Origin of the sequence: Herbaspirillum sp. VT-16-41 (genome assembly GCF_001994935.1) — a bacterium.
Lineage (GTDB): Bacteria > Pseudomonadota > Gammaproteobacteria > Burkholderiales > Burkholderiaceae_D > Herbaspirillum > Herbaspirillum frisingense.
On sequence record NZ_MUXB01000083.1, the window covers coordinates 1 to 12,347 of the forward strand.

Annotated in this window: 6 protein-coding genes; 2 read left to right on the forward strand and 4 right to left on the reverse strand. The window is 65.4% G+C overall.

From position 1 onward, the window contains the following. Positions 1-132 precede the first annotated feature (132 nt). The 3 genes from pbpC to BTM36_RS06535 form a co-directional block, all read right to left on the reverse strand. A complete protein-coding gene (gene pbpC, locus BTM36_RS06525; protein ID WP_077235644.1) occupies positions 133-2,403 on the reverse strand; it encodes a penicillin-binding protein 1C in 2,271 nt (756 codons plus the stop codon). Continuing rightward, positions 2,400-8,279 (reverse strand): MG2 domain-containing protein, encoded by a 5,880-nt coding sequence (locus BTM36_RS06530; protein ID WP_077235645.1) that lies wholly within the window; start codon positions 8,277-8,279, stop codon positions 2,400-2,402. The genes pbpC and BTM36_RS06530 overlap by 4 nt, the downstream gene beginning before the upstream one ends. A gap of 103 nt (positions 8,280-8,382) precedes the next feature. Continuing rightward, on the reverse strand, positions 8,383-9,264 hold the full coding sequence (locus BTM36_RS06535) for a LysR family transcriptional regulator (RefSeq protein ID WP_077235646.1): 882 nt from the start codon (positions 9,262-9,264) through the stop codon (positions 8,383-8,385). A 134-nt stretch (positions 9,265-9,398) separates the two neighbouring features. Here BTM36_RS06535 and BTM36_RS06540 point away from each other — a divergent pair, with 134 nt between their 5' ends. Both BTM36_RS06540 and BTM36_RS06545 read left to right on the forward strand, forming a co-directional pair. Continuing rightward, positions 9,399-10,580, forward strand: a complete 1,182-nt coding sequence (locus BTM36_RS06540; protein WP_077235647.1) for an MFS transporter — start codon at positions 9,399-9,401, stop codon at positions 10,578-10,580. 16 nt (positions 10,581-10,596) lie between these two features. Continuing rightward, positions 10,597-11,682: an SDR family oxidoreductase gene (locus BTM36_RS06545; RefSeq protein ID WP_077235648.1), complete on the forward strand. Its 1,086-nt coding sequence runs from the start codon at positions 10,597-10,599 to the stop codon at positions 11,680-11,682. 112 nt (positions 11,683-11,794) lie between these two features. Here BTM36_RS06545 and BTM36_RS06550 read toward each other — a convergent pair whose 3' ends face one another. Continuing rightward, on the reverse strand, positions 11,795-12,325 hold the full coding sequence (locus tag BTM36_RS06550; protein WP_077235649.1) for a phosphoribosyltransferase: 531 nt from the start codon (positions 12,323-12,325) through the stop codon (positions 11,795-11,797). Between the last annotated feature and the right edge of the window lie 22 nt (positions 12,326-12,347).

The following is a 12,347-nucleotide window of genomic DNA, read 5'->3' on the forward strand; positions in this document are numbered from 1 at the left end:
GAAGGTCTGGCCTTGCAAGGCCAGACGGGGTCGCGGGACGTGACCGAGTGCCTCAGTGCGCAGCAAAACATAAAAGGTCGATTGATGAAAATCAATCGACCTTTTGCGTTTTAGGGAACACGAGCAAAGCGCCTATTTCTTTTGTGGCAAGGCGGGCCGTTCCACCGCCCCCCTCACCTCAAATCGCAGACTATCGAGCTCCTTGCCCGACGCATCCTGCAAGGCCAGCACATGCCGCCCCGGCCAGGGCATCCAGTCGAAACCGAGTTCTTCCACATCGTTCTGCTGCGATGAAGCAGCCACCTTCTGCGCCTTGACCCGCCCTGCCTGCATGACCGACTCCGGCATGCGTTTGCCATCCAGCACCCAGCGACTGCCAGCCGGCGCACCATGGGCGCGGAAGCGGATGCGCTGGCGCGCCGGTGGGATGTCCGGGTCCAGCGCTACCAGCATGCCGGCGGTCGGATAGGTGATGGCCGGACGGATTTCGCGCGCGTGCGCGATGCGGATCTCGGACTGCGCCGTGCCGGGCAGGAAGTATTCGGTGCGGGCGGCCTCGACGTCCTGTTCATAACGTATCGTCTGGGCCTGTACGCCGGCCGGCTTCTGCGGCGGGCTATTGCGGGCATCCCGACTGCTGCCGCGGCCGCGTTCATGCAGGTACTGCATCACCTCCTGCCACACCGGTGCGGCGCCGGTCACGCCGGAGACATCCCACATCGGGGCACCGGAGGCATTGCCGACCCACACGCCGACGGTGTAACGCGAGGAATAGCCGACGCACCAGTTGTCGCGCATGTCCTTGGAAGTGCCGGTCTTGACTGCGGTCCAGATACGGGTGGACAGCGCATTCTCCAGGCCGAAGGTGCGGGCGCGGGCGCTGCGGTCGGAGAGGATGTCGCCGATGATGTAGGCGGCATCGGCGTCCATCACCGGTACCGGACGCGGCGCGGTGCGGGCGTCATCCAGCCGGGTGCGCAAGGGGGAATAGCGGCCCTGGTTGGCCAATACGCGATAGGCATTGGCAAGGTTGGCCAGGGTCACGTCGGCACTGCCCAGGGCCAGGCTGTAGCCGTAGTAGTCGCCACTCTCGCGCAGGTTGAAGCCCAGCGCCTGCAGGCGGCGGAAGAAGCGTTCCGGCGTGACCATCACCAGCGTGCGCACGGCGGGGATGTTCAGGGAAGAACCCAGCGAAGTGCGCAGGCTGACCAACCCCTTGTATTGCTTGTCGTAGTTCTGCGGGATGTAGAGTCCGGCGCTGGTGGCGAGGTTGACGGGGGAATCGTCCAGCAGCGAGGCCGCCGTGAGCCACTTTCTTTCAATTGCCAGTTCGTAGAGGAAAGGCTTGAGCGTCGAGCCGGCCTGGCGCTGCGCGACCACGCCATCGACATTGGCGGCCGCCGACAAGCTGCCACTGGAGCCGACCCAGGCCAGGACTTCACCGGTGGCGTTGTCGATGACGATGATGGCGCCATCCTCGATGTTGCGTTCGGCCAGGCCGGCCAGTTGATGGCGCAGGGCTTGCGAGGCGAAGCGTTGCAAGGGCGCGTCCAGCGTGGAGCGCACCTGCTGGCCGGCCGTGTTCAAAAGCTTGCGCGCCAGATGGGGGGCCAGCTGCGGTGCATCGCTGGCGCCCGGCAGGTCGCGTTTGGCGGCGGCACGGGCCAGGACCAGTTCGGTGCGGCCATCCATGCCATTGCATTGTTCGGCAGCGCCCTGCTCCTTGAGGATGGCGCAGGCGCGCTCGGCCACGCGACGCGGGGTGGCGTTGGGGGCGCGGATCAGGGCGACCGCAATGGCGGCTTCACCCTGATCCAGTCCACTGGGATGCTTGCCGAACATGACGCGCGACAAGGCATGCACACCCACCAGCTCGCCCCGGAAGGAGACCAGGTTGAGGTAGGCCTCCAGGATCTGGTCCTTGCGCCAGCTGCGTTCCAGCGATTGCGCGATCCACGCCTGCGAGACCTTCTGCGTCAGCGTGCGTGCGCCGGATTTGCGGCGCAGGTCATCATGGAGCAGACCCGCCAGTTGCATGGTGATGGTGGAGGCACCGCGGGTCCGGGTATTCCAGAGGTTGCCCCAGGCCGAGGCCGCGACGGCATTCCAGTCGATGCCGCTGTGCTGGTAGAAACGCCGGTCTTCGGAGGCGATCAGGGCCTGGCGCAGGGCGGGCGAAACATCTTCCAGCTTCACCCAGGCGAGCTTGCGTTCGTCCATGTTCACACGCAGGCGCTGCAGCAGCTCGCCGTTGCGGTCCAGCAGGCTGGCCTCGGAGGGGAGGAAGTCGCGCTGCACCTCGGCAAACGAAGGCAGCGCGCTCGCGCTGACCGGCAGCAGCAGGGCCAGCACCAGCGCGCAGCGTGTGCCGGCGCGGGACCAGGGCGTGCCGCTGGCGATCACGGTGCCGCCTTGACGACCAGTTTGGCGTTAGGCACTTCGCCAAACATTTCCGGCGCATACATGGCCTCCACCCGCGTGGGCGGCAGGTTGAATTCGCCGGCATTGTTCAGGCGCACGGTGTAGCTGATGCTGGTGCGGCCCTTGGGCATGGACTCGTAGTAGGCGCGATAGGCTTCGAAGCTGCGTTCCTCGTAGGCCAGCCAGCCCATGCCGCGATCACGCGGGCTGTCCTGCTTGCCCTGGGCGATGGTGGAATCACGCCCCAGGCCGGAACCCAGCAGGGTCGCGCCGCCCGGCACCGGATCGCTGACGACGACCCAGGTCATCTCGCTCTGGGCATCGATGTCCAGCGTCACCCGCAGCACATCGCCACGGGTATAGACGCCGGCCTGCTTCTGCTCGATGGCCTCGACCTTGCGACTGATGCGATAGCCGGCCGCAAATGGCTTTTTCAGGGGGACGGCGGCCAGGCTTTGCAGCGTGACCCAGGGCTTGCCATTGCCCTCTTGTGTGAAGCGCACATTGCCGCCTTGCGCATTGCCATCCGGCCAGGGCAGTTGCAGCTTGCCGCCGCTGGCGGCGCTGCTCCAGGCCAGGCTCTGGGTGGTACTGGCGGCACTGGTGGCACTGTTGCCCCCACCCTGCTCCAGCGTGGCGCGGGTGCTGCCGGTGACCGGTTCGGATTCGAACTTGCGGGCGAATTTCTCCAGGGCCAGGCTGCCCCAGACGTTGGCGGTGGTGGTGCTCCAGTGGCCGCGCTGCTGGCGGCCGATGGCGCCGGCCACCAGACGCGGCAGGTCGTCGCGCCAGGCCGGGTTGTTCAGTTCCAGCAGGATCAGGCGGTTGGCATTGGCGTCGCCGCTGCTCATGAGCCACCACCAGTAGTCGCACTCTTCATTGGAGAAGCCCATGCGCGTGCCCTGGAAGTTCAGGCGGGCGCGCAGGATCTGGTCGGCCTCGTCGAGCTTCTTCTGGCGTTCGGGGATGGCAGTGACCCGCTGCAGGATGGCGATCCAGTCCAGCAGGCCGGAGGTGGGCCACTGGTTGGGATTGATCTGGATCGATCCCAGCATGGCTGGCTGCACGCGGTTGTAGCGCGACAGGGCTTCCAGCGCGGCCAGCTTGCGCACGTCCAGGTCCTTCTGCGGCGACCAGAACTCGCGCATCACCTTGCCCTCCACGAAGCCGGCCAGGCCGTCGAGCATCTTGTCGCGGCTGGCTGGCGGGATGGCATAGCCAGCCTCGTTGGTGGCCGCCAGCAGGTAGGCGGTGAGCGTGTCGCTGCCACGCCGCGCGCCGCTGTCGCTGGGCGGGAAGTAGTAGGCCAGGCCGTCGCCGTCGAGATAGGTCGGCAGGTCGGCCACGATCTTCTGCCACGCCGCTTCATCGCGCAGGCCGATGGCCTTGGAGGTCTTCTGCTCCAGGCAGGCAAAGGGGTAGTTGACGAAGTAGCGGGTCAGCGCATCACTGCCACCGGCCAGGCTGGGCTTGAGCGAGATGGCCAGGCCACCGCGTCCGGGGAGGCTGTCGGCCGGGCGGGAGACGCTGAGGGCGGCGCTCTTGTCCAGCTGGAACAGGGTCGCCTGCTGCACCGTCACCGGGACCGCCGGTACCACGCGCTGGCTGAACTTCATGGCGTCCTTGGCCTTCTGGCCGCCCTGCTCCTGGGCGCTGATTTCCCAGGCCAGCTGATTGATGCCTTCCGGCGTCTGCACCGGCCACATCACTTCGGCCGACTGCCCGGCCGCGATCTTGATGTCGCGCTCGGGCAGCGTCAGGGTGCTGACGGGCGTGCCGCCCTGCGCACGTGCGCTGACCTTGAGGGTCATGTCATGGGTAGTGGTATTGCGCACGGTGACGCTGCCGTTGAAGCTGTCGCCTTCACGCACCAGGGGCGGCAGGCCGGAGATGACCTGCACATCCTGGGTGGAGCGGATGCTGATACTGCCGGTCCCGAAATCACTGACGCCATTCTCGGCAATGGCGACGATGCGGAAGGAGGTCAGCGCATCGTTCAACGGCACCTCCAGTTGCGCCCTGCCCTCGGCATCCAGGGTGACCTTGGGCTTCCATGTCAGCAGGGTGTCGAACAGTTCACGCGTGGGGGCGCGACCACCGCCGCCACCGGCCGGGGTGGCCTTCTTGCCGTAGTGGCGCTTGCCGACCACCTGCATCTGCGCGGTGGAGGTTTCCACGCCATAGCTGCGTCGTTGCAGCATGGCGCGCAAGACATCCCAGCTGCCATTGGGCTGCAGTTCCAGCAGGGCTTCATCGACGGCGGCCAGGGCGAATTCACCCCCGGCGGCCGGTTTGCCGTTGGGCAGTTTCACCTGCACTTGCACCTTGGCGATGGCGCGGATGGGATAGGTGGGCTTGTCGGTCGTCACTGCCACCTGCAGGCGATGGCCGGCATCGCCGATGTTGACTTCGGCGATGCCGAACTTCCATGCCGGCTTGGAGAGATCGACGATAGGGCCGGGACCCTGATAGGTGCGGAATTCATGCCACCAGTTGAGCGGCTCCTTCCAGCCCCAGACGAAGAAGGAATACCACGGCACCTCGCGCATGCGACCGCGCACGGCCAGCACCGAGACATAGACGTTGGGACCATACTCGGCTTTCATCGGCACGCTGATGGTGGGGTCCTGGCCGGACAGTTGCACCACGCGGGTATCGATGACGCCTTCACGCTCCACGGCAACCAGCGCAGTCGCATGACGGAATGGCATGCGCACCTGGAAGGTGGCGGTCTCGCCGGGCTGGTAGTTCTTTTTCTCGGGCAGGATGTCGATGCGGTCCTGGTTCTCGCCATCGAACCAGACTTCGCCACGCCCGGTGACCCACACCGAGGAACGGGCCGAGGACGCATTGCCGTTGCCATCCCTGGCGCTGGCGATCAGTTCCACATTGCCGGCCTCGGAAAGTTCGGTGTCGCAGGTGAACATGCCGTGCTGGTCGCTCTTGCCGGCGCAAAGCTTGCCGAGGTCTTGCTTGCTCTCGTCGTTTTCGTAGGCGTAGAAGCCGCCCACCATGCGCTTGCGGTGCGAATTGGTCTTGCGCGCCAGGCCACGGATTTCCACCGGCACACCGGCCTGCGGCTGACCGGCGGTATTGAGGGTGACGGCGGTCAGCGTCAGCTTTTTCTTGACCGACACCCAGTTGCCCGTGCGCAGGCCCACCACCACCGCTGATGGCCACAGCGGCGTGACGCTGGAGATGGTCTGCACTTCACCGTTGGGGTCGCTGTAGGTCATCTCGGTGAGCAGTTCCTGCGGGCGTTGCAGCACTGGCAGCTTGCCGATGACGGCGCGACCGCTGCCGTTCTTGTCGAGGGTGACGGCGAGCTTGTCGGCGACGATCTTCTGGTCGTCGGCATTGCTGTCGTCGTCGCTGCGCGGAGCGTCGAAGGAGAAACCATCGTAGCCGGCGACGTTCACCCCGCGCGAACGCAGCAGCGACGATACACGCACGGCCTGGTTGGCCGCGCCACCGCCGTTGATGTAGTTCAGTTGCAGGTCCAGCGGCAATTCCTTGATGGCGACCTGGGCGCCCTTGGGCGGCGTGATGCGGCCCTGCATCAGCGGCAGGCGGAATTCTTCCACGCGGAAGCTGCCGGTGACATAGCTGCCGCGTCCGTAGCCGTCTTCAGCCTCGCCCTCGTTTGCGCTGGCGCTGGTATCGACCTCGCCCTGGTCCAGCACCACTTCATAGGTCCCCAGCTTGGCTTCGCGCGGCAGGATGAAGCTGGTCTCGGCACTCTTGTTGCCGCGCCAGGTCAGGGGAAACTGGTATTGCTGGCCACTGCCCAGATGGCTGATGCGCACGCGGGTGGGCAGGTCTTCCTTGCGTAGCAGCCCGAAGCCTTGCAGGGTCTCGGTGCGGATGACGTGCTTCATCGAGACCGTTTCGCCGGCACGGAACAGGCTGCGGTCGAAGATGGTGGTGGCGCGCACGGTGGCGGCGCGATCCATGTCGGTGGGCAGGTTGAAGCGCCAGGATTCGATGCCGTCGTTCCACGACGTAAGCGCAAAGGCCATGTCCTGGCGGCCGCGTTCGTCGGTCTTGCGGGCGCTGACGAAAAGGCCATTGATGCTGTCAGCATTGTCCTCGCTGTAGGGACGATGGGCGCAGGCGTCTTCCAGCGCGGGCATCATTGCCACGCCATTGGCATTGGTCTTGCCCTGCCAGAGCGACGTGCCTTCGCAATTGGAGACGCGGATCTCGGCGTCGGCCACCGGTCTGGCGTCGTCCAGCCGGGTCACCCATACGGCGCCGTTGGCGCGGCCCAGCTTGACGTGGACGGCCAGGTTGGTCACCAACGCGCTGGTGCGCACGTACATGGGCTGCGGCTTGCCCAGCAGGGAGGCACCCAGTTTCTGCGATTCCAGTTCGACCACGTAGAAGCCGGGGTCCTTCAAGGGGATGCCGATCACTTCGAAGGGCCACTCGCCGTCCTTGGCCTCCTTCTGCGCGGGGAGGTCGAGCTTCTTCGCGCCCGGTTCCTTGGCCAGCAGGCTGACGCTGCGCGAATCCACCTTCTTGGGGTCGCCCCATTTCTCGTGATACTTGTTCAGGCGCGTGAGCCAGGCGATCACCGCCTGGTCGCCATCGACCTTGAGATCGGCCACCTTGCCGGGCATGGCGCGACCATCCTTGCCGCGCAGCTGCAAGCCGGCTTCGACCCGGCGCAGGGTCACCGGCAGCGTGGGATCGGCGTTGAGTTCGATGATGCCGAAGGGCGCGGCCGGGAATTTGGCCAGCGGCGGGAAATCGGCCAGGGCTGATTTCAGCGGGAAGGCGGCGGCGTTGGAGAGCGTGCGGCCATCCTCGTCCTTGAAACCGGAAGGCAGGCTGATGCTGAACTCGGATTTTTCCGGGAATGGCGGCTTGAAGCGCAGTTCGCGCACGGCGGCATCCTTGTCGCCGTCCAGGGAGGGCTTGATCTTGCCGGTGCTGGCGTTCATCACGATCTGCTCGGCCAGATTGCGCGGCACCGGGGCCGAGAACGAAAGGGTCACTGGCAGGATGGGCGAGCAGGCGGCATTGGCGTTTTCGCGCTGGCAGGACAGGCTGGCCGTGAATTCGCTGCGCACCTGGAAGCTGAAGACCTGCGGCTTGCTGGTAACGATGGCCGGTGCGGCTGCGGCGGCAATACCGCGATCCCAGACCAGCTTGACGTGCGCTTCATTGGGCAGGCGCTGCTGGCACTGGACGATGGTCACCGAGGCCGGATCGACGCCCTTGGCGAACTGCTGCAGCAAGGCCTTGCGGTCGGACTCACCGACTGCCTTGGTAGGGATGCGCTCGTTGATACCCTCGGCTTCGCAGTACAGGTGTTGACGTACCGAGGCTTCGGTGGCCGGGCCATTCTGATAGAGGATGAAGGCCTGGTCTTCGGTGATGCGCGCATCGTCATAAGGCTGTACGCGGCTCACGGCCGGTCCGCCGGTGCTGAACTGGAAGCGGGTCTTGCCGGCCACCGCATTGCCCGCCGCCGAGCGGGCATCGCTGCGCAGAGTGAAGCTGCAGCGGGTACCAGGCGGCAGGTCGCGTTCGAAGTCATAGACCCAGTTCTTCTCATCGGCCCAGCGGGCGGTGCCGGCCACGGCGCAATCGGCATCGAAGGGCGAGGCGGCCTTGGGGTCGCCGAACTTGATCATGGCTTCGGAGAAGCGCGCCCTTACCTGGCGGATGCGCTGGACTTCGCCCTGGGGCGAGAAGGTCTGGACACTGGCAGCGGCGGCGCTGGCGGACGGCGCCAGCGGCAGCAGCGCGGCCCCCAGGGCGAGCGCAGCCAGCAGCAGGCGACGGACCTGCCGTGGCCAGTGGGTGATCCATGGGCGACCTGCAGCCCTACCGGTGGGTATTTGCTTCATCTTGTTCTCTCCGGATCAAGTTCGTGTGATGGCGGCCACAGGTCGTTTCCCCCTTGCGGCAATGTTGGCGCTCAGACTTGGTTTAAGGCAAAACGTTTCCTCTTCACAGCTTGCATTGCAAAAAATCGAGGAAGCAGCTGATGCGGCGCGACAGCTGGGTGTTGTGATAGTAGACCGCTGAAATCTTCTGGCGGAAGCCACTATCGTTCTGCGCCAACAGGCGCACCAGCCGTCCTGCCGCGATATCGTCGTCGGTCATGAAACTGGAGAGGCAGGCGATGCCCTGCCCCGTCAGCGCCAGCTGGCGGATGGTCTCGCCGCTGGAAGCGCGCAAGGCCGGCCGGGTCTGGTAGCGGTCGCCGGCGCTGTGGCGCAGGGGCCAATGATTGAGGATGTCCGGTTGCGAAAAGCCGATCAGCTGGTGCTGCTCCAGTGCCTCCACCGAATCCGGGGCGCCGTGACGGGCCAGATAGCCGGGGCTGGCGACGATGTTGAGCCGGGCCGAACTGAGGGAACGTGCGTGCAAGGTCGAATCCTGCAGCTCGCCGATGCGGATGGCGATGTCGGCACGCTGCTCCACCAGGTCGATGAAGCGGTCATTGGTGGTGAGCTCCAGTTCGATGTCCGGATAGGCCTCGCGAAACGCGCCGACATGCGGGACGATACAGTGCAGCATGAAGGGCACGGCGGCGTCCACGCGCAGCTTGCCGACCGGCTTGCGGGTGCGCATGCGCACCGTTTCCTCAGCCTGCTCCATGGCCGCGAGGATGGCCCGGGCCTGTTCCAGGAAGGCCTCGCCCTCTTCGGTCAGCTCCATGCGGCGGGTGGTGCGGGTCAGCAGGCTGGCGCCCAGTTTTTCTTCCAGCCGCGACAGCGCGCGGCTCACGCCGGAGGTGGTCTGCTCCAGCACTTCGGCCGCCGCCGACAGGGTGCCGGCCTCGACCACGGCGACGAAGGTGCGCAATTCCTCGGACTGGATATTCATTGTTGACTCCGGATCAAATATTCTTTGATTGTAACGGCATTTTTCTCAACAAAGACTGCGCGCACAATCCTTCACATCGCTGGCAATCCAACTGGAGAAGCCGGCCTACTCCACACCACAACAAGAGGATTGCCATGCCAATTGCACTTTGGGCGCTGACCATCAGCGCATTTGCCATCGGGACTACCGAGTTCGTCATCATGGGGCTGCTGCCGGAAGTGGCCTCCAACCTGGGCGTGAGCCTGTCCTCGGCCGGTCTGCTGGTGACCGGCTACGCGCTGGGCGTGTTCGTGGGCGCACCGCTGGTGACTGCCACCACCGGCCGCCTGCCGCGCAAGACGCTGCTGATTGCCCTGATGGTGGTCTTCGTCATCGGCAACCTGGCCTGTGCCATTGCGCCGGGTTATGCCACGCTGATGCTGGGCCGGGTGGTGGCATCCTTTGCCCACGGCGCGTTCTTCGGGGTCGGCTCGGTGGTGGCCACCAGCCTGGTCCCCAAGGAAAAGCAGGCCTCTGCCATCGCGCTGATGTTCACCGGCCTGACGGTGGCCAATGTGCTGGGCGTGCCTTTCGGCACCTGGCTGGGCCAGAGCTACGGCTGGCGCGCCACCTTCTGGGCAGTGACCGTGATCGGGGTGATCGCCCTGGCCGCCACCGCTGTGCTGGTGCCGCGCTCGCAAGGCGGTGAAGAGGCTGACTTCGGCAAGGAAGTGCGCGTACTGATGCGCCCGCAGGTGATGCTGGGCCTGCTGATGACGGTGCTGGGCTTCGGTGGCGTGTTCGCGGCCTTCACCTATATCGCCCCGATCCTGACCGATATCAGCGGCTTCCCGCCGTCCGCGGTGTCGCCCATCCTGCTGCTGTTCGGCCTGGGGCTGGTGATCGGCAACCTGGCAGGCGGCAAGCTGGCCGACAAGCGCCTGATGGCCACGCTGCTGGGCAGCCTGGTGCTGCTGGCGGTAGTGCTGGTGCTGTTCGGCCTGACCAATGGCAACAAGATCGCGGCCATCGTCGGCGTCGGCCTGATGGGCATGGCGGCCTTCGCTACCGTGCCGCCGCTGCAGATGCGGGTACTGGAAAAGGCCACCGGCGCGCCCAACCTGGCGTCCTCGGCCAATATCGCCGCCTTCAACCTGGGCAATGCGGCCGGGGCCTGGCTGGGCGGCGTGACCATCGACCACGGCCCGGGCCTGCATGCCGTTCCCTATGTGGCGGCCCTGCTGCCGCTGGCGGGCATCGCGGTGGCCCTGCTGAGCTGGAAGATGGATGGCAAGCCGGTGCGCGCCCCCGCCGGCCAGCGTACCGAAACCTGCTGAACCGGGGGAGGCTCACATGTCCCCGAACGCAACCCCGCGCAAGACCGCCCTGGTGGTCGGTGCCCACGGCGTGATCGGCAGTCAGTTGATGACCCACCTGCTGTCCCTGCCGCAATGGGAGGTGATCGGCCTGTCGCGTCGTGGCGGCGAAAGCCGCAAGCAGGATCGCCTGCGCCACGTCGCCGTCGATCTGCTCGATGCCAGTGACACCGAGCGCCAGCTGGCGCCGCTGGAACAGGTCAGTCATGTGTTCTACGCCGCCTACCAGCATCGCCCCAGCTGGGCCGAGCTGGTGGCGCCCAACCTGGCCATGCTGCAGAACACGGTAGAGGCGGTGGAGAGGCACGCACCAGGGCTGCAGCACGTGAGCCTGATGCAGGGCTACAAGGTGTATGGCGGCCATCTGGGTCCCTTCAAGACACCGGCACGCGAAAGTGATGCGCAGTTCATGCCGCCCGAATTCATGTTCGACCAGCAGCGCTGGCTGGAACAGCGGCGCATCGATTCCGGCCGCTGCTGGAGCTGGTCGGCGCCACGCCCGGCGGTGGTGGGTGGCGCAGCACTGGGTAATCCCATGAACCTGGCGCTGGCCATTGCGCTGTATGCCTGCATGTCCAAGGCGATGGGCTTGCCGCTGCGCTTTCCCGGCAAGCCCGGAGCCTATGACAGGCTGCTGGAGATGACCGATGCCGGCCTGCTGGCCAAGGGCACGGTCTGGGCGGCCACCCACGAGGCGGCGGCCAACCAGGCTTTCAATATCGGCAATGGCGACCTGTTCCGCTGGAGCGAGATGTGGCCCAGGATCGCGCAATATTTCGGCATGGAAGTGGGGCCGCCGCTGCCGCTGAAACTGGCCGAGGTGATGGCGGACAAGGCGCCCTTGTGGGAACGTATCGTCACCGCGCATGGACTGAAGGCGCATCCTTATGCTTCACTGTCGGCCTGGGAATTTGCCGATTTCGTGTTCTCCTGGGATTACGACATGTTCGGCGATGGCAGCAAGGCGCGCCGGCTGGGTTTCCATGAATACGTGGAGACGGAGCAGATGTTCTACCGGCTCTTCGATACCTTCAAGGAGCAGAAGGTCATTCCCTGGTCCTGATGGTCCCGATCCGCGCATCAGACAAGTACGACGGATCCATACGACGGACAAAAAAAGAGCTTGCCGCGGCAAGCTCTTTTCACATCTGAAGCATCGTTGGTGAAGACGATACTCAGGCGCCCTTCTTGATCCAGGCCGCCAGCTGGTGCGGGCCCAGACCGTCGTACTCTTCGAAGGGCTGGTGGATCCACGGATTGGTGGGCAGGTAGTCGATGTGGAAATCGGGTTCCACGACCGAGCAGGCCTTCCACCACAACACGGCACTCTTGATCTCGGTGACGGCCGGGTAGTGCTCCTTCAGGTGCAGCATCACCTTTTGCAGGGTGACGCCGGAATCGACCAGGTCGTCCACCAGCAGGATGCGGCCACCCAGGGTTCCCTTGGTGATGGTGATGTACTTGGCGATGTCCAGCGAGCTGCGGATGGTGCCGGCGGCTTCGCGGTAGGAGCTGGTCGAGAGGATGGCCAGCGGGACATCGAAAATGCGGGACATCACGTCGCCCGGGCGCAGGCCGCCGCGCGCCAGGCACAGCACCTGGTCGAACTGGTAGCCGGATTCATAGACCTTCAGCGCCAGTCGTTCGATCAGGCGGTTGTAGTCGTCCCAGGAGACCCAGAGGTCTTTATCGTCAGAGATCTTCATATTATTGATTGCTTCGTCTTGC

What these genes read in the sequence shown, in the direction of transcription:
- BTM36_RS06530 (WP_077235645.1), bottom strand. Translation starts at nt 8,279, where the DNA reads ATGAAGCAAATACCCACCGGTAGGGCTGCAGGTCGCCCATGGATCACC.
- BTM36_RS06535 (WP_077235646.1), bottom strand. Translation starts at nt 9,264, where the DNA reads ATGAATATCCAGTCCGAGGAATTGCGCACCTTCGTCGCCGTGGTCGAG.
- BTM36_RS06540 (WP_077235647.1), top strand. Translation starts at nt 9,399, where the DNA reads ATGCCAATTGCACTTTGGGCGCTGACCATCAGCGCATTTGCCATCGGG.
- BTM36_RS06545 (WP_077235648.1), top strand. Translation starts at nt 10,597, where the DNA reads ATGTCCCCGAACGCAACCCCGCGCAAGACCGCCCTGGTGGTCGGTGCC.
- BTM36_RS06550 (WP_077235649.1), bottom strand. Translation starts at nt 12,325, where the DNA reads ATGAAGATCTCTGACGATAAAGACCTCTGGGTCTCCTGGGACGACTAC.